At 58.9% G+C, this 16,773-nt stretch carries 17 protein-coding genes and 1 tRNA gene; 7 read left to right on the forward strand and 11 right to left on the reverse strand.

The window, feature by feature from the left end; translation table 11 throughout:
* Positions 1 to 135 precede the first annotated feature (135 nt).
* Complete coding sequence (locus J4G14_04885; GenBank protein ID MCE2457131.1) at positions 136 to 636, forward strand: hypothetical protein; 501 nt, start codon at positions 136 to 138, stop codon at positions 634 to 636.
* Positions 637 to 785: 149 nt separating this feature from the next.
* On the opposite strand, the gene J4G14_04890 is transcribed toward J4G14_04885, so the two are convergent.
* Positions 786 to 1,439, reverse strand: a complete 654-nt coding sequence (locus J4G14_04890) for a hypothetical protein (GenBank protein ID MCE2457132.1) — start codon at positions 1,437 to 1,439, stop codon at positions 786 to 788.
* 108 nt (positions 1,440 to 1,547) lie between these two features.
* On the opposite strand from J4G14_04890, the gene J4G14_04895 reads away from it, so the two are divergent.
* Complete coding sequence (locus J4G14_04895) at positions 1,548 to 2,291, forward strand: recombinase family protein (protein MCE2457133.1); 744 nt, start codon at positions 1,548 to 1,550, stop codon at positions 2,289 to 2,291.
* 72 nt (positions 2,292 to 2,363) lie between these two features.
* Positions 2,364 to 2,774, forward strand: a complete 411-nt coding sequence (locus tag J4G14_04900) for a recombinase family protein (protein ID MCE2457134.1) — start codon at positions 2,364 to 2,366, stop codon at positions 2,772 to 2,774.
* A 575-nt stretch (positions 2,775 to 3,349) separates the two neighbouring features.
* Here the strand turns inward: J4G14_04900 and J4G14_04905 are convergent.
* A tRNA-Ile gene (locus J4G14_04905) sits at positions 3,350 to 3,424 on the reverse strand.
* Between the two features lie 291 nt (positions 3,425 to 3,715).
* Between J4G14_04905 and J4G14_04910 the strand changes: the two genes are divergently transcribed.
* Entirely contained in the window at positions 3,716 to 4,903 is a 1,188-nt protein-coding gene (locus J4G14_04910; GenBank protein ID MCE2457135.1) for a pyridoxal phosphate-dependent aminotransferase, read from the forward strand.
* A gap of 6 nt (positions 4,904 to 4,909) precedes the next feature.
* On the opposite strand, the gene J4G14_04915 is transcribed toward J4G14_04910, so the two are convergent.
* The gene (locus J4G14_04915; GenBank protein ID MCE2457136.1) at positions 4,910 to 6,019 is read right to left on the reverse strand and encodes a threonine synthase; all 1,110 of its coding nucleotides are present in this window, start codon (positions 6,017 to 6,019) and stop codon (positions 4,910 to 4,912) included.
* A 121-nt stretch (positions 6,020 to 6,140) separates the two neighbouring features.
* Between J4G14_04915 and J4G14_04920 the strand changes: the two genes are divergently transcribed.
* Together J4G14_04920 and J4G14_04925 are read left to right on the forward strand one after the other, a co-directional pair.
* Positions 6,141 to 7,259, forward strand: a complete 1,119-nt coding sequence (locus J4G14_04920; GenBank protein ID MCE2457137.1) for an aminotransferase class I/II-fold pyridoxal phosphate-dependent enzyme — start codon at positions 6,141 to 6,143, stop codon at positions 7,257 to 7,259.
* Positions 7,252 to 8,307 carry a YihY/virulence factor BrkB family protein gene (locus J4G14_04925; protein MCE2457138.1) on the forward strand — a complete coding sequence of 352 codons (1,056 nt, stop codon included), beginning with the start codon at positions 7,252 to 7,254 and terminating at the stop codon, positions 8,305 to 8,307. Before J4G14_04920 ends, J4G14_04925 begins: the two co-directional genes overlap by 8 nt.
* A 110-nt stretch (positions 8,308 to 8,417) precedes the next feature.
* On the opposite strand, the gene J4G14_04930 is transcribed toward J4G14_04925, so the two are convergent.
* Entirely contained in the window at positions 8,418 to 9,587 is a 1,170-nt protein-coding gene (locus tag J4G14_04930) for a mandelate racemase/muconate lactonizing enzyme family protein (protein ID MCE2457139.1), read from the reverse strand.
* Between the two features lie 328 nt (positions 9,588 to 9,915).
* On the opposite strand from J4G14_04930, the gene arsM reads away from it, so the two are divergent.
* On the forward strand, positions 9,916 to 10,683 hold the full coding sequence (gene arsM / locus J4G14_04935) for an arsenite methyltransferase (protein MCE2457140.1): 768 nt from the start codon (positions 9,916 to 9,918) through the stop codon (positions 10,681 to 10,683).
* Positions 10,684 to 10,778: 95 nt separating this feature from the next.
* Here the strand turns inward: arsM and J4G14_04940 are convergent, their stop codons facing one another.
* The 7 genes from J4G14_04940 to J4G14_04970 form a co-directional block, all read right to left on the reverse strand.
* Positions 10,779 to 11,372: a hypothetical protein gene (locus J4G14_04940; GenBank protein ID MCE2457141.1), complete on the reverse strand. Its 594-nt coding sequence runs from the start codon at positions 11,370 to 11,372 to the stop codon at positions 10,779 to 10,781.
* A gap of 48 nt (positions 11,373 to 11,420) precedes the next feature.
* Positions 11,421 to 11,906: a pantetheine-phosphate adenylyltransferase gene (gene coaD / locus J4G14_04945; protein MCE2457142.1), complete on the reverse strand. Its 486-nt coding sequence runs from the start codon at positions 11,904 to 11,906 to the stop codon at positions 11,421 to 11,423.
* Positions 11,896 to 12,459 carry a 16S rRNA (guanine(966)-N(2))-methyltransferase RsmD gene (gene rsmD / locus J4G14_04950; GenBank protein ID MCE2457143.1) on the reverse strand — a complete coding sequence of 188 codons (564 nt, stop codon included), beginning with the start codon at positions 12,457 to 12,459 and terminating at the stop codon, positions 11,896 to 11,898. Before rsmD ends, coaD begins: the two co-directional genes overlap by 11 nt.
* 213 nt (positions 12,460 to 12,672) lie before the next feature.
* Positions 12,673 to 13,374: a hypothetical protein gene (locus J4G14_04955; GenBank protein MCE2457144.1), complete on the reverse strand. Its 702-nt coding sequence runs from the start codon at positions 13,372 to 13,374 to the stop codon at positions 12,673 to 12,675.
* 2 nt (positions 13,375 to 13,376) lie between these two features.
* Positions 13,377 to 14,741: an MFS transporter gene (locus J4G14_04960; GenBank protein MCE2457145.1), complete on the reverse strand. Its 1,365-nt coding sequence runs from the start codon at positions 14,739 to 14,741 to the stop codon at positions 13,377 to 13,379.
* Positions 14,742 to 14,909: 168 nt separating this feature from the next.
* Positions 14,910 to 15,761 carry a DUF4392 domain-containing protein gene (locus J4G14_04965; GenBank protein MCE2457146.1) on the reverse strand — a complete coding sequence of 284 codons (852 nt, stop codon included), beginning with the start codon at positions 15,759 to 15,761 and terminating at the stop codon, positions 14,910 to 14,912.
* A 73-nt stretch (positions 15,762 to 15,834) separates the two neighbouring features.
* The gene (locus J4G14_04970) at positions 15,835 to 16,629 is read right to left on the reverse strand and encodes a putative hydro-lyase (GenBank protein ID MCE2457147.1); all 795 of its coding nucleotides are present in this window, start codon (positions 16,627 to 16,629) and stop codon (positions 15,835 to 15,837) included.
* Positions 16,630 to 16,773: the final 144 nt, after the last annotated feature.

Here is a 16,773-nt window from a genome sequence, read left to right on the forward strand (position 1 = left end):
GTACAATGACGTCTGGCGGGATGAGCACGGGCGGTACCTCTCGTGATGGTTTGGTCCGCCCAGCTTATCCCGCTTTCATATTCTGTCTAGCTTTTGTACAAAGTCGAGGCTAGAAGAGGAAGGCGGGCCTACCTGTTGGAGTGGAAGTACGTCGAGCAGTACCTGAGAACTCGGACGGAGTACAAGGGGAGTGGAGCCAGTGGTGAGACTCGCAGGCTGAGGTACACCAAGCTCTACCATGGTTCATATTCGTCGTTCAGTCCTGATACAGCCCCAGACCTCGACGACTTCCTATATGAACCCTTCTACCAGCTCATGCGACAGAGACTGCTGGGTGACCGCATGGTGCAGGAACACGAATTGGGAATTGACGAGGCCAAGGTCGTCGTGGTGGTCCCGGAGGGCAACTGGGCCTATCGGGTTATCTGTGACCGCAATGCGGTGACCTCGCCCCCGCTGGCTCAACGGTGGCCAGAACATGAAACAGTAGAAGCTGTGATGAGAGCCTCGCTCAGGGATCCCGCGGCAAAGTTTGCTATGGTGGCGCCATCGACATTGCTCAACACCGTGGTCCAAAGTCTCCCATCAGAAACCTCGGAATGGGCCAGGTATTGGAACGTGCGCTACGGTGTTTGAGACATACTGTGGGTGATGGCAATAGACGATGTATCCCGCCGACCCGCCGCCGGAGGCAGGATCTCTCTTAACGCAGTCATGCAATTCTTGTAGTGCAATAAACGCTCGGGATCGTCTGGGATGCCAAAATGACGGGCTGCGCTGGCCCCTCAATTTTGGTCGAGTCTAACTTGCATGACACTCGGCCGGACTGCTAACCCAAACAGTACCCATAGTCGGATTTGAGGGTGTCCCCGATTCAATTCCAGCGCTCCCGTCAGGGTCTTGGCGTTGGCAAAGTATTCGTCCTCAGACGACTGATGTTGGTGCACAATCCAATTCCTCAAGTATCGCCATTCTCCCATCAGATCAGCTTTCACGTCTTTTGTGCTCTTAACTCCTAGCGCTCTGCCTAATTTTGGGCGTGAGAGTTCATCCCACATGTGGTAGATAGAAATGACGAAGGCCTTGCCATAAGTAATCTCAACTTCACCGCCTTGTGAGAATGCTTCAAGCACCCTACTCTTGGGCACAAACAGATCCATTGCTCTATTTCCGTCGAATTCGTAGTCTTCGGGGTCACTCATCACCACAGTAACCGGCAGGGAGTCCAGCAGGTGTTCAGATGATTCGAGATCGCGCCGCACTTCTGGAAGATTCCGCAAAAGACCGACGCACCAGAACAGCATCACTTCGGCCTCGGTGATTAACTGGTGCATGGTGTCACGGATCCAGTCGGCTGCACTCTTGTCAATTTGCTTGTTACCAGTGGCAAGGAACCGGTCCTCGATTGGATCCCACATCAATTGCGACGAGTCATGCATCCCTTATACTCCCAAAGCGGTGAAGGCTAGAATATCCGAATTGAATCCTTCTGCCTAACGACTGTCGATTATATATATCACGCAGAGAGAGCAACATCGTCGAGAGAATTGGGAGAGGCACGTGTACCAAACAGGCGATACGTAATCAAAACTCTTGATGAGATCCACAGGCATGATCTGGTGTTGCCTGCCATTCAGCGGGAGTTTGTGTGGAGACCCGGACAGATATGCCGACTGTTCGATAGCCTTATGCAGGGCTACCCTTTCGGCACGTTACTCTATTGGCGAATCGATCCCGAGAACAGCGGAAAGTTCCAGTTCTTCGATTTTGTTCGCGATTACCACCAGCGAGACAACCCCCACTGTCCACCAGTGGGGCCAATGCCGGACCGCCAGGACGTTGACCTGTCGGTGTCCGCACAACTCAGGGCGCTTAGGGAGTACGCTGAGAAGAACGACTACCTCGTAGCCAGCGAGTACGTGGACGAGGCAGAGAGCGGACGCATTGCCGACAGACCACAGTTCCGAAAGATGCTGGACGAGGCTAGCAAGTCGGAGGCTCCCTTCAGGGAGATCCTCGTGTGGAAGTTCTCCCGGTTCACCAGAAAGCGCGAGCACACCGTCGCCTTCAAGTCCATGCTGAGACGCAGAGGCGTCCGCGTCGTGTCCTTCACCGAACAGGCGGACGACACTCCCACCGGAAAGCTCCTCGAGGCCATCATCGAGTCCGTCGATGAATTCTACTCGGAAAATTTGGCCCAAGAAGTAACCAGGGGAGTGCGTGAAGCCGTGTCCAGGGGGTTCTGGGTGAACAGCTCCGTTCCCTACGGATACAGGAGGGTCTACGTCTAGGACGGGGCCAAGGAGCCACCGAAGCTGGAGCTGAACCCGCCATCAGACGCAGTTGTCAGGCGCATCTTCGACATGGTTCTGCAGGGCAAGAGCATCCTCGACGTGACCAGGACCCTCAACTCAGAGGGCATCTGCACCACCAACGGTAAGAGATGGGCCAAGACCACCATCAACGCCATGCTCTACAACGAGGCGTACGCCGGAACAGTTGTCTGGGGAATCAACGCCAAGGACGGTGCGCCCCCGGTGCGAGTGGAAGACGCACATCCCGCCATCGTCTCAAGGGCTGAGTTCGGTAGGGTAGGGAGACTGCTGAAGTCCCGCGCGCCCAGCAGCGTGAACCCGCGCCGAGTATCCAGCCCGTACCTGCTCAGCGGCCTGCTCAAGTGTGAGACCTGCGGCAGGGCCATGACCGCTGCCGAGGCCAAGAGTGGCAAGTACACCTACTACGTCTGCCAGTCCCTGCTGAAGCGTGGCAAGTGAAGCTGCAAGACTCCCAGGCTCAACGCCAAGAAGATCGAGAACCTCATCGTCGGTGAGATCAGGGAGAACATACTCACCGATACCAACATCCGCGACCTGGTTAAGCTGCTTGACGAGGAGATGGACGGTGTGGCGCGAGAGCAGCGCGAGAGGCTGGAGAGCATCGAGGAGGAACTAGAGGATGTGAAGTGGCGACTTGGCCGCATCTGGCAGGTCATCGAGACGACCGACATCCAGATGTCCCAGGCTTAGGACCGCATCAGGGAGCACTGGGAGCGCAAGGAGAGGCTGGAGATAGCGGCAGAGGAGGCAAGGGCGCTGCTGGCCGAGCGACGAGTGATGTTGGACAGTGCCGATGTCATCGCCACCTTCGCGGAGGAGATGAGCGAGTTCCTGAAGACCAGCGAGCTGACCCAGACCCGTGCCTTCGTCCGATCCTTTGTCAAGGAGATCGAGGTTAGGCTCGGCAGGGCAGCAATCGTCTACACCATACCCACACCGGATGACAGTCCCATGGGGGGAGCGGACTCCGCAGAACTGGTCCTCAACGGCGGAGTTCGCAGTTCAGCACGTCATGGTGGGCCCGGCAGGGATCGAACCTGCGACCAATCGGTTATGAGCCGACCGCTCTACCACTGAGCTACAGGCCCACGAGTGACTGCGAGGGTGAATCCTAGACTAACCAACGTTTTGAGAAAGTGTCAAGGCACCATTGACGAGGGCAGCTGTGCCAATTTGGTGGTTGCCTCGCAGCGGTATCTGAAGTCCCCTCTCCCTCAGGGAGAGGGCTAGAGCCTGCCCCGGACTTGATCCGGGGGTGACGGTGAAAACACTGCCTGCCAGACTGACACAGTCTCCGGATGGCGAGACAGCCTATGTGTTTGACAGCCATCTGGCGCGTCGGTACAGTCCCCAAGGTAACACTCATCGGGGGATAGCCAATGGCAGTTGCCAAGAAGATCCATGACTTCATGGAGCAGGGATCGTGGATCCGCAAGATATTCGAAGAGGGGATAATCCTCAGCCAGAAGTATGGCGCGGACAACGTGTTCGACCTGTCTCTGGGGAACCCGGTGATCGAACCGCCTGAGGAGTTCTTCGACGAACTCAGACGCATCGCAGACGATCCGGCGCCTGGAATGCACAGGTACATGCCCAACTCAGGCTACCCCGAAACTCGTGGCGCGGTCGCTGCGCAGCTTGCCGAGGAGACGGGTCTGTCCTTTGAAGCGGACAACGTGATGATGGCATGCGGAGCGGGTGGGGCGCTCAACGTGGTGTTCAAGACGCTGCTCGACCCCGGTGACGAGGTTGTCATCTTCGCCCCGTACTTCGTCGAGTACTTCTTCTACGCGGATAACCACGGCGGAGGCTGCAAGGTAGTCCAGCCAGTCGAAGGCTTCATGCCCGACTTGGGGGCGCTGGAGTCCACAATCGGGCCGAAGACCAAGATCGTTATGGTAAACTCGCCCAACAACCCCTCGGGAGTGCTGTACTCGGATGAGGTACTCGCCAGCATCTGCGAGATGATCCGCCGCAAGGAGGAGGAGTTCGACCGCGAGATCTTCCTGGTCAGCGACGAGCCATATCGCAAGCTGCTGTTCGACGGCCTCGAGTACCCGCACATCTTTCACCACCATGTCCGCTCGATAGTTGCAACGTCACACTCCAAGGACCTTGCACTGCCGGGCGAGCGCATCGGTTTCGTAGCGGTGCACCCCGATTACGATGACGCCGCCGAGGTGATGGACGGGCTGATCTTCTGCAACAGGACGCTGGGCTTCGTGAACGCGCCCGCGCTGATGCAGCACATCGTGGCCAAGCTGCAGTCGGTCACGGTGGACATCGAGCAGTACCAGGCCAAGCGCGACTTCATGTACGACTCCCTGACAGGGCTGGGGTACGACCTCGTCAAGCCGCAGGGGGCGTTCTACATGTTCCCGAAGGCCCCGATTGAGGACGACGTGGAGTTCGTCGCCGAGCTACAGAAGCACAACGTGCTTACGGTGCCGGGAATGGGCTTCGGGATGCCGGGCTACTTCAGGATCTCGTTCTGCGTGACCGACAGGACGCTGGAGGGTTCGATTCCAGGGTTCCAGAAGGCCATGGAGGCGATGGGCGGTTCCTAGCGCCACCTACGAAGGCAGCGCGTCCTTCAGCCCGAATCCAGTAACAGGTACAAGCACGACTTCGTCACTGCCGATAACTCCTCGCTCCACGAGTAGTTCAAGTCCCGCGAAGGCCGCGGCCGATGTCGGCTCGGCGAAGATACCTTCCTGAGAAGCCAGCCTCTTCTGCCACGCGATAATGCTGGCATCTGTGACGGCGAGCGAAGATCCACCCGACTCCCTAATCGCCTTGAGCGATTGCTGTAGTCGCGGAGGACTGCCCACAGCGATCCCTCCGGCGATGGTCTCTGCGCCGGGCTTCCAGTCCGTTCCCATGAACGCGGCCGCGAGAGGCATCACGGCCTCCGCCTGTATCGCGTGAAGCTTGGGCATCCGCGAGACTACGCCCTGCGAAATGAGCTCCCGGTACGCCGTCCAAGCGCCCAGCAGCAGGCTTCCGTTGCCGACGGGGATTACGATGTGGTCAGGGCCGTCAGACATCTGTGTGGCGACTTCGTATGCGAATGTCTTGGTGCCCTCGACGAAGTACGGGCTGAGATTGTGCGAGGCGTACACCATTCCGTGTTGACGCTGAAAGTCGACCGCCGCTTCCGTGCTGGCTTCGCGAGGGCCGGGCGTCGGGTGAGTGCTGGCTTCATAGACGCGAATCTGGCCCATCTTGGCTTCCGGCGCCGTGGCAGGCGCAAAGACGTGGGCGTCGATTCCCGCCCGCGCCGCGTACGCCGACACGGATGCACCCGCGTTGCCGGACGAGTCCTCCACCACGGCCACAACGCCGTGCTCCATCGCGACTGACAGCATCGTGGCCGTGCCACGGTCCTTGAACGAGCCGGTTGGGTTCATGAACTCGAGCTTGGCGACGACCCTCACCCCTCCCATATCTCTTCCGACGCCTGTTAGCTCTACGAGGGGAGTATGCCCCTCTCCCATCGTCACAGTGGGGGAGTCCGCGTGATACGGGACAGGCATCCTGAGCGCACTGAAATCCGTGGTGTGAGCGTCGGGGTCGAGGTAGGCAACATCCAGGGGAGAGCCGCAGGACTCGCATCCCAATGCCTGCATGTCGGCCTCGTGCGACGCTCCACACTCGACGCAGGCCAGTTCTATGTGGGACATGATCGTCTTTCCTTACTCCGATGCGGGATGCTACATACTGTATCCGGCACAGTCAACCGATTCCTCCAAAGGTGAGCCAGACTGCCCTTCCCATGTAGAATAATTCACGATGGAGGTGGATATGGTAGCTCAGGCGCAAAGCGAAGGTGCACGAACGGCGGTCGAGGATGGAGTTAACGCCCCTGATGCCGTTGTTTTTCGGGGAGATGGCGAACCCAAGACTCCCGAGGGTCTTGTGGCGCGACTCTCGGAAATCGTCAGCAGCCGCGGAATCGAGGCCGACAATTACTCGAACGGCGGCGTCGTGCGCGAGCTGGAGGAGCGGTTCGCAGGTCTGCTGGGCAAGGAAGACGCGGTCTTTATGCCGAGTGGAACACTCGCCAATCACCTGGCCCTACGGATGCTGTGCGCGGGCAGGCCACGCGCCATCGTCCAGGAGCAGAGCCACCTATACCACGACACAGGAGACTGCGTGCAGCAGCTTAGCGGAATCAACATGGTTCCACTGGCCGCCAACCGGCCGTATTTCACTCTTGACGAGGTCCGCGATGCCGTCGAAGAGTCGGTCGGCGGGAGGGTCGTAACTCCCGTTGGTGCGTTGATGGTCGAGAGTCCCGTCCGAAGACAGCATGGCCAGATCATGCCTCTCCACGAGATGCGTAGTGTCACAGCCTTCTGCTCGGAGCAGGGCATTCCCACACACCTCGACGGCGCGCGTCTGTTCATGATGAGTGCGGCTACTGGAGTGTCTCCCGCAGAGTACTCTGCGATGTTCGACACGGTTTACGTCTCCCTGTACAAGTACTTCGGCTCGCCCTACGGAGCGATGCTCGCCGGGACGTCTGACTTCTGCCGCGGCCTGTACCACCATCGCAGGATGTTCGGAGGAGGTCTGTCTAGCGCGGCACTTGCAGCAGCCCTGGCTCTGGAGGGCGTCGAAGGATTCGAGGACAGGTTTGCGAATGCGATGTCGAAGGCCAGTAGTCTGTTCGACGAGCTGAATGCGATTCCGGGCTTAACCGTCGGAGCCTATGAGCACGGGTCGAACATCTTCCCCCTGAACTTGCCGTCCGAGATCGAACTGGAGAGTTTCGCAAACCGGCTTGCCGAGTCTCGCGTATTTGTAAGCGCAGGTGAGGATGATCGAGTCTCACCACACTTGACCGTGAACACCACGATACTCAGAAAGAGCAACGACGAGATCGTGAACGCATTCAGGACTGCTTTCGACAATGGTTGACCAGGACTCTGTCCGAGCTATCAGGCGCTTCGTTGAGCGCACCTCGGACCGGATTAACAGACGCTACGGCGGCATTATCGACCGCATCCGGCAGAACTTCGTAGTCGAACTCTCCATCAGAACGATTCGCGAGATGGCGGAGGACGACATTCCGCACATGGCCGCTGGCGTGGCCTATTATGTCCTGTTTTCGATCTTCCCGCTTATCCTGGGGCTGATTTCCATCCTGAGCTTTCTCCTGGAGCCTGAGCAGATACAGACGCTCATGGGCGACGTGATAGCTAACTTCCTACCCGGCTCCGAGCAGTTCGTCAGAGATAACGTAGATGCAGTGATCCGGCTGAGGGGCGCGCTGGGTCTGATCTCCTTCCTGGGGATGCTGTGGTCGGCCAGCGCGATGTTTGGGGCATTGAACCGGGCGATCAACCGCGCCTGGGATATCCCAAATGACCGTCCGATATACATCGACAAGCCCAGGCAGCTACTCATGGCGCTCAGCGCCGGGATGCTCTTCAGCATATCGGTTGCCAGCGCGACCATCGCGAGAACGTCCGAGCACATCCTGGAGGCAGAGCTTCCAATTCCGGCCTTCCTGGTCCACACCATTGGCGAGATCATCCTGCAGATCGTTTCTCTCAGCCTGATGATCGTCATATTCCTGCTGATGTACAAGCTGCTCCCGAACACGAAGACCTACTGGCGCTACATCTGGCCGGGGGCGATCACTTCCGCCATACTCTTCGAGATTTCCAAGAACTTCTTCATCCTCTACCTTGATCAATTCGCTTCATATCAAAACGTGTACGGGTCGATAGCGCCGGTGATCGTGTTGCTGTTCTGGACGTACCTGGGAAGCCTGAACGTGCTGCTTGGTGCAGAGATATGCTCCGAGTACGAGCGGATGAAGAACAACATCGACCGCGGCGTGTTGCGGCAGCAGAGGCAGGAGGCAGCAGAGGCAGCAATGGAGGCAAGTCGGTCCAACAATGGCGTGGCTGAGACCGAGAGCCTTCCCTCTACAGTCGAGGGCGCGCAGCGAGAGCAATAACTTGCGCCTGCTCCTAGTGTATCGACAACTCAGTTCTCACGGTCACGATCGTTCGTCCTGAGCTTGTCGAAGGGCGGTTCACCGACTATCAAGACTATGTGGGCAGTCCGCTAGTTGTCGCTCCAGTCCGGGTCCGAGTGCGCGTCCAGGAACTCCTCGTCGAGCTCGACGCCAAGGCCCGGCCTCTCGGACAGGTGAAGCACTCCGTCGCGAATGTCCAAGGGATGATCGATCAGCCTGTTGTGGACATCCAGCGCAGCGTGGTTGAACTCCAGCTTGTAGAAGTTCGGGACCGTCATCATCGTGTGCGCGCCTGCCAGGATGTTGATCGGGCCGCTCGCGTCGTGCGGACTGACTGGAATGTAGAACGACTCCGCCAGGTTCGCGATCTTGCGCATCTCGGTTATGCCGCCGCACCACAGAATGTCAGGCATCAGGTACTCGGCCAGCCGGTCCCTGAGTATGGGAACGAAGTCCCAGCGGCTGTATAGCCTCTCGCCCACGCACAGGGGCACATCCACGGCGTCCCTCACGGCCTTGAGAGCCTCATTGCTGTTCGGCTGGACAGGCTCCTCGAACCAGCCTATGTCATACGGTTCAAGCGTGCGCGCCAGCCTGATGGCGGTCGGCACGTTGAAGTTGCCGTGAGCGTCGATCAGGATCTCGACCTCAGGCCCCACAGCGTCCCGCATGGCCGCGATCGTCTCGACGCCCAGTGCCGCACCGGCTGCAGAGATCTCACCCTTCAGGTAGCGGCGGTGGTGCTGTCGCATCTCCGGCATGAACGGGTCGGTCTTCAGAGCGGTGAATCCCTCGTCGGCAAGCTCCTTAGCCTGACGCGCAGCAGCCGCAGGGTCTCCGGGAGCAACGTGTGTGTACATCGGCACGTCGTCCCAGATCGGGCCTCCGAACATCTGGTAGATGGGCCTGTTCTCGGCCTTGCCCTTGATGTCCCACAGCGCGATGTCTATTCCACTCAGCAGGGTCGTCACGAAACCGCCGAAACCACCTCCGCCAGTGAACCGGCGATACAGCCTGTGCCAGATGCGGTCGATGTACAGAGGGTTCTGCCCGACGATAGACTCACGAAAGTCGGCTGTAACGGTCGAGTCCCTGATGAACCGTGCCATGTTCGCGACGACGATACTACCGCCGCCGCCGGAACTGGTAGCCTCGCCAACTCCTGAGATCCCGTCGTCGGTGTCTATCCTGAAGAACACGAACGATCTGCCCTGTGGCTCAGGCCTGGTCACCCAGACTTTCAAATCCGTGATCTTCATTGGCTGTCCCTCCTGACGGGCGAGAATCTGGGCTGACGTTACACGCTGACTTTCAGACGGTCAAGAACGTGAAGTAGCAGTGTTGGGGCGAATCGTTGCCCCATCTCCCTCGGGACCTATAGGAGGATGTATTCAAAAGCCGGAACCTGTGTCAGTTTGGTGGGTGCGTCGTCGTACGGATTCAAAGGTCCCCTCTCCCTCAGGGTGAGGGTGAAAACACTGCCTACCAGGCTGTCACAGTCTCCGCAAACCGTCCCCAGATATGACCATCTCGACATTCTGTGCTACGCTCATTGAAGGTGCGGGCACCAACACAGGAGCGAACGTAATGACACAGCTAGACGATGTCCAGATCAAGGAAGTAGTACGCGAGAGGTACGGCGCGCTGGCAAGGGATTCAGCCGACTCCTGCTGCGCCACGGACTGCTGTTCCGACAACGGGTCGGAAATGGACTCCATCATGACTCTGTACGCCTCGGACCAGACCGAGGGCCTGCCTGCAGAGGCGATTGCTGCATCTGCGGGCTGCGGCAACCCGCTCGCGATCGGGACGCTTCAGGCCGGTGAGACGGTCGTTGATTTCGGCAGCGGCGGCGGAATCGACTGCTTCATCGCCGCCAAGGCGGTGGGAGAGCAGGGGAGAGTTGTCGGCATCGACATGACCGAGGACATGATAAATCTCGCCAGGAGCAACGCCCGGCAACTCGGGCTCAGCAACGTGGAGTTCCACCTGTCGGAGATGGAGAGCACGCCGCTTGAAGGCGACTCCGTGGACGCGATCATATCCAACTGCGTGATAAACCTGGCGCCCGACAAGGACCTCGTCTTCCGGGAAGCCTTCCGCATTCTCAGGCCTGGAGGACGTCTTATGGTCTCAGACCTGGTGAAGATCGAAGAAATACCCCAGGAAGAGGCGGAAGACACCGCGAACTGGGTTTCATGCCTCGCCGGTACGGAGATGAAGGAAGTGTACCTGGGGCGAATGAAGAGTGCCGGGTTCACAGACGTGCAGGTCACATCGTCCGCCCCATGGCGAGAAGAGGGGTGGCAGTCGAACATCCACAGCATGGGCATCAGCGCCGTCAAGCCAGTCTGAGCGCTGGCCACTCTACTGGCAATAAATGAACCTGAAGCACACGGAGTCGGATGAGAATCCGACCCCGATTAATTTGCTGGAGAGGTTCTGACCGACTACACGCCTATGTGCATGTTGTCGGAGTTTGAGGGACGTCGCATGTCCGATTCAGGTCGAAGCGTATCGATGCCCCTGCGGATCTGTCCAAGGATCTCTGAGAGCTGCTCTTCGAGGCTGAACAGCACCTCACTCGAGTACTGGTTCGCGCCTTCCCGACGGGACGAAGCGATGTCCTCGGCTTCGGTGACTATCCGGTAGGCGCGCCGCTGGGCGTCCTGGATGATCTCCTCGGCCTCGCCCTGGGCCTGCTCTCTGATCTCCTCGCCTCGATTCTCAGCTTCCTTGAGGATGGCGGATTCGTCCACCAGTGTCTCATACTCACGCATGGACGCCTGCTTCTGGGCGCTGACCTCTTCCTCGATCTGGGTCTTCAGCCGCTGCGATTCGAGGTACGCTTGGTTCAGGATGCTGTCCTTCTGACGGATGATCTCCTGGGCTTCCTGGATATCAGCCGGCATCGCAGTTCGCAGCTCGTTGACTACCGTCGCGAAATGGTCGGCGTCCACCATTACCTTGCGGCGGAGGCCCGGTACGCGATTGGCGCTGGAGTATAGTCTCTGCAGTTCGCCGTATGCCTGTTCAAAGTCCACCTGTTCCCTCCTTGGCAATACCTGGACTTGCGTTCGTCGTTAGTCTGGTCACTTTTCCAGCTTCTGGAGTAGTGCCTTTTCGATGTGTGGTGGTACCAGTTCGGAAACGTTGGCACCCAATTGAGCCACTTCTTTAATTCGGCTGGAGTACATGAACTGGTACTCCAGAGAGCTCATGATGCAGACCACGTCGATGTCCGGTGCGACGTGACGCCACATGAGCGCCATTTCAAATTCCAACTCGAAGTCGAACCCAGCCCTGAGTCCGCGTACTATGAACTCCGCGCCGTTGTCGCGTGCAACCGTTGGAGCAAGACCCGTAAATGGGACGACGCTGATGTTCGGGGTGTCCTTGACTGCCTCCGCGAACATCTCGACTCGCTCTTCGGTTGAAAACATGAGCCGCTTCGTCGGAGGCGACTTGTACACCGCGATGATTAGCTCGTCGAACACCCCCGCGGCGCGCTTGGCTATGTCAATGTGTCCATGGTGTGCAGGATCGAAGCTGCCCGGATAGATCGCTTTAGCCATCAACAACTCCGGCTGAGAGTATGGTCAACGCCGTATCTCCGTATGTCTTGGTAGTCTCCAACTCAAACCTTCCAATCGCGAAGTTCTCGTTCGGTCCAGCCCGGTGTTCCAGTACCACCAGCCCTCCGGGATTGACCAGCCGCTCTGACTGCAGCCCGTCTACGATGCTCCCCAGCTCTCCCGAGCTGTACGGAGGATCTGCAACTACGAGGTCGTATCCTCCTGGCAGGCTCCTCAGCATATTCAGGACTCTTCCCCTGTACACTCTCGCCCTGGCATCCAGGGACCATGATCGGAGTCTCTCAGTGAGTTCCCGGCAAAGCCTGGAGTTAGACTCCACAAAGTCAGCCCATGAGGCTCCTCGGCTCAGTGCGTCGAGTCCGATGGCTCCAGTCCCAGCGTACAGGTCGGCTACTCTCTTTCCGTCTATGGCATCGCTGCCGATGATGGAGAACAGGGCCGCCCTCACTCGCTCAGACGTAGGCCTCAGGCCCGGGCCGCTTGAAGTACTCAACCGGCGTCCTCTGTGCGAACCTCCTGTTATGCGCGTCGTCACGCTTGTTTCCCGAAATGTGACCCCAATTGTGTCCCGTGGACCTCAGCCCCTGCTGGGAGCGCAACCACGTTGCGCCAGTGTCCATGGTTCGGAATATACATCTCGCATGGAGACCGATGCTATCATGGGTTTTGCGTATGAGAAAGGCTATTGACTGTCCTGTTTTTGAGAAAAGTATAGTACTAAACGCGTCTCAACAGGCAGTTATAGGGGTCACACCACGCGCCCGGTAGCGGAATCCAGCACAAGGACCTTGTCCTGAACATCCAGGCCCAGCGCATCCCTTGTGCGAATCATCGCTTCCAGCGCCTTCTTAGGGGTGCCCCAGCCCACATCGAGCACTATGTTTATAAGCTCCCGCCCCAGGTCTGTAACTGCCGGAGCGCGTTCGACGTAGACCGTTTCCAGAGGGGTCCAAAGTTCCAGCGGAAGCTCCATCTGCAACATGCAGAAGCGAATGGCCCAGGTGAAGTGCCAGGGCGTCCCGTACTCCGGCACAGGAGCGGACTGAAGCCCCTGCAATGCCCCTGACGCCATATTACGGATGATGAAGTCGTGCCTGATCCCGAAGGGCTCGAGTATCGACTCCAGCGACGGGTGCAGCACCATCTCCTCAAGGTCCTCCCCGATCCTGGCTTCCGCGGAATCGGGTGGGTAGCCGATGCCCCTCAAAGTCTTGGGGTATCCTCGCTCCCGCATAAGCATGTGGGTCAGCTCGTGTGCAACGTGATAGACGAGATCGTCGTCGGGCAGCGACATCCAGCGTGGCGCAGGGCCTGCGAACTCAACTCCCTGGTCGCCAAAGATTGTGCTTAGGCCGCGTTCGATGGCGTCGGAGTCCACTGGCAGCTCCCGGGAGACAGACTCCCAGAACTCCGTGAAGGGATCGACAAGTTCCCGTCCCAGCACCTGCATTGCTAGTCCGCTGTTGCTTCCTGCTGGCTGGCGGTCGGGCTTTGGGCCAGCCTGGGCCTCCTCACTGTAAGCATCAGCAGCGCGCCCAGGAATGCGAGCACCGAGAAGGCGAGGAACGGAATGAAGTAAGACTCGTAGCGGTCGTACATGAAGCCGGCAAACAGCGGAGCGAAGATCATCGCGATGTTGTTCGGGAACTGGGATAGGCCCATGATGGTGGCGAACGCCTTGCGTCCGAAGTACTCGCCCCTGATGGCTGTGAGCAGGGGAATGCGGCCTCCGAAGCCGATTCCGTACAGTACGGCGAACAGGTACGCCATAGGCGCAGACTCTGCAAAAGCAATCACCAGAATTCCCGCGGCCTGGAAGAGGAGGAACACAAATGTGACAAGCGGCTTGGGGAATTTGTCGGCGACAAATCCGGCTATGAACTGCGCCGGGAGCGCGACTGACGTGTACACGACCGGCACCAACCCCGCTGCCGTTAGCGAGAAGCCCATGTCGGTCAACTTGGGAGCCAGGTGAATCGAGAGTGTGACGATTGAAATTGTAGAGGACAGGTGGACTATCGTGAGGGTCCAGAACGCGCTGGTCCTGAGGGCCTGGCCGACAGTGAACTCAGGCTCGTCGTCTTGCGGACCTGCACTCGTCTGGGACGCAGTGCTGCCCCTTCGAACACGATCGCCGTCCGGAGACAACCCCATGTCCTCCGGGCGATTTCGCACTGCCTTCGCCACAGGTCCGACCGACACCAGGAGCACAATTCCGATAATCAGCGTCGTAATCTGGAAGCCGTGGTTGTCCACTCCCCACGCCAATAGAGGGACTAGATACGCTCCGATGTGTACGCCGGACATCGCCGTCGCGATTGCCAGCGACCGCTTCCGAACGAACCAGTTGTTGACCATGCTGATCATCGCCAGCCAGCCGCCGAGACCGGAGCCGAGCGTGATGATCATGAATGCTATGTAGAAGTGAACGAGCCTTTCGTCGAGGAAGTCGATCCAGCCCAACAGGCCAAGACCGGCAAGGAACTCGATCTGGGAGAACCAGATGAACCCTATGCCCATGACAACGTAGCCGATGAGGATCATCGTCCTGTTGCCGAGCTTGTCTATCAGCCAACCCTCGAACGGCCCAAGAACAGCGCTCTCGCCGCGCGCCAGCGAGAATGCGAGCGAGAGCTGCGTCCTGCTCCATCCGAAACCGCGCTCGAGCGCAACCAGATAGGTGCCGAGTCCCTGGAACACAGTCAGGGACATCAGGGCCAGCATGAAGACAGAGATACCAACCAGCTTCCAGCCGTAGAATGCGCCTGTAGCCTTGGAAACCAGGTTGGGTAGGGAGTATTGTCCCGCGTCTTTCACGCGAGGAATTCTAGCAAACTGCGGTCAACCCGATGTAGGGCTAATGCCAGCCAACATACCCCCTCTCCCTCAGAGAGGGGGCTGGGGTGAGGGTGAAAGTACGAAGACCCACACCTCCTATCCCCTGAAGGAAGGGATGGGGCAAGGGGTGATTGCGTGACGGCCCTTCTAAGAGATGCTCTTGGAGGCCAGGTAGTCGTGCAGCGCCTGGACGGTCTCGCTGTTCTCTTCCAGCGTGAATCCGTCCACCTTGTACTCCTGCAGCGCGCTCATACCGTCCACAGCTCCAAGGTCCACCGTCTGCTTCAGGAGCGCCTGCTCCTCTTCGATAGACGGCAGCAGGTTCTTTCCTGATAGCTCCGACAGCGCAGCAGCAAGTCCGTAGCCTCCCCAGTTGGAGACGCTCGCCAGCATTAGCTTCGACGTCTGCGTGACGCACGGAATCTTGACCAGCGTGTCGACCTGAGTGACCTCCTCGGCCAGGTTGCCCATTCCGATCTCGTTCCCGCCGTCGCCAATGCCCACAGATGGGATGTCAGCATGGAAGACGTAATCGATCCGAGCGTTGTAGTCGCTTATGTCCCTTCCGCGCATGTTGCGGTACTTGCCTTCGTCGGTCAGGCCGCAGCGCTCGATGGCGATAACGACCGAGGGCTTCAAGTCGTCAATCACACCCCTGGCGAACTCTATGCTGGCGTCGTCATCGGCTATGGGGAACTCGACAACCCTGGAGTAGTCGCCGCCCGTCTTGTCCATGATGTCCGAGCAGTAGCGGTCCGTAAGGTGGATGACTTCGTACCCAAGCTGGTTGAGGGCGCTGCCAATGACCACGGCGCCGGGAGGCCCGTCGGTCTCAGCGTACCCCGCGTCGAGGATATAGAAGCCGGTCACGATGATGGCCGTGCCCGGATTGTCCAGGATGAGCTGCCCGGCTTCAGTGGCGAAGTCTGACGGAAGGTGTGGCCTGAGTTTAGAGATCCCGCGCCGGTCCCGATCGAGGATGATGTCTTCTATGGTCACTGAATGCTCCCTTCGGGTGGCCTCGCGGGACCTCTCTTCTTCCTTTGGATGACGAGCGAGTGTAGGCGAGTGTCTAAAGTGCAGACATGTCCTCGTCGCTCTTGTCGGTGACGAACATGTGGCCCGGCGCGTGCGTAATCATGAGCGGCGGACGGGACTGCATGGCCGCGGCCTGAGGAGTCACACCGCACGCCCAGAATACGGGTATCTGGCCGTCTTCGAAATCAGTCGGCTCGCCAAAGTCTGGCTTGTATATGTCTTTTATGCCAATGGCCTCAGGGTCGCCTATGTGCACCGGAGCGCCGTGTGTTGCAGGGAATCTCGAAGTCACCTGCACGGCCTTGACGACCTGCTCACGGTTGATGGCGCGCATCGAGACTACCATCGGACCCGAGAATGCCCCGGCAGGGGTTGTCGGGATGTTCGTGATGAACATCGACACGTTCTTCTCCTGGTCGATGTGCTGTAGAGGTATGCCTGCTCTGACCATCGCCGTCTCAAACGAGAAGCTGCAGCCCAGCAGGAACGACACCAGGTCGTCTCGCCAGTACTCTGATATGTCCTCGACCTCAGCGGTCATCTCGCCGTGCTCATAGACGCGATAGAGCGCGATGTCAGAGCGAATGTCTGCGCCGGGAGCGAACTCGGATGGCTCGACCTCCCCAGGCTCGATCACCTCTAGGAGTGGACACGGCTTCGGATTGCGCTGGCAGTACAGCAGGAAGTCGAATGCGAGATCCCTGGGCAGGATCGCCAGGTTCGCCTGCACGTGTCCAGGGGAGAAGCCACCGGTCGGCTGCACCAGCCTTCCTTCCCTGATTAGCCCGCGTACTTCTACCGGATCGGTGGGCAGTGCTGTCAACGTCATAGGTCTCGCTCCTGGCCGGGTGTGTGGATTCTGAATGCTCGGATGTCGTCCGGCATCGCTAGATTAGTACGCCCCCACACGAACGTCAAGGATTGGCAGATTCACGCAGGTATGGGCGGTTCGCGAACCGTCCCTACGAGATTG

Source organism: Dehalococcoidia bacterium (assembly GCA_021295915.1).
Classification (GTDB): Bacteria; Chloroflexota; Dehalococcoidia; order Lucifugimonadales; family UBA1123; genus VXRN01.

Bases quoted from the DNA above. Each gene is read 5' to 3' on its own strand.
- J4G14_04925 (MCE2457138.1), top strand. From the start codon at position 7,252: ATGGTTGACCAGGACTCTGTCCGAGCTATCAGGCGCTTCGTTGAGCGC.
- J4G14_04930 (MCE2457139.1), bottom strand. From the start codon at position 9,587: ATGAAGATCACGGATTTGAAAGTCTGGGTGACCAGGCCTGAGCCACAG.
- J4G14_04910 (MCE2457135.1), top strand. From the start codon at position 3,716: ATGGCAGTTGCCAAGAAGATCCATGACTTCATGGAGCAGGGATCGTGG.
- J4G14_04890 (MCE2457132.1), bottom strand. From the start codon at position 1,439: ATGCATGACTCGTCGCAATTGATGTGGGATCCAATCGAGGACCGGTTC.
- J4G14_04920 (MCE2457137.1), top strand. From the start codon at position 6,141: ATGGTAGCTCAGGCGCAAAGCGAAGGTGCACGAACGGCGGTCGAGGAT.
- J4G14_04955 (MCE2457144.1), bottom strand. From the start codon at position 13,374: ATGCAGGTGCTGGGACGGGAACTTGTCGATCCCTTCACGGAGTTCTGG.
- J4G14_04900 (MCE2457134.1), top strand. From the start codon at position 2,364: ATGGTTCTGCAGGGCAAGAGCATCCTCGACGTGACCAGGACCCTCAAC.
- arsM (MCE2457140.1), top strand. From the start codon at position 9,916: ATGACACAGCTAGACGATGTCCAGATCAAGGAAGTAGTACGCGAGAGG.
- J4G14_04970 (MCE2457147.1), bottom strand. From the start codon at position 16,629: ATGACGTTGACAGCACTGCCCACCGATCCGGTAGAAGTACGCGGGCTA.
- J4G14_04915 (MCE2457136.1), bottom strand. From the start codon at position 6,019: ATGTCCCACATAGAACTGGCCTGCGTCGAGTGTGGAGCGTCGCACGAG.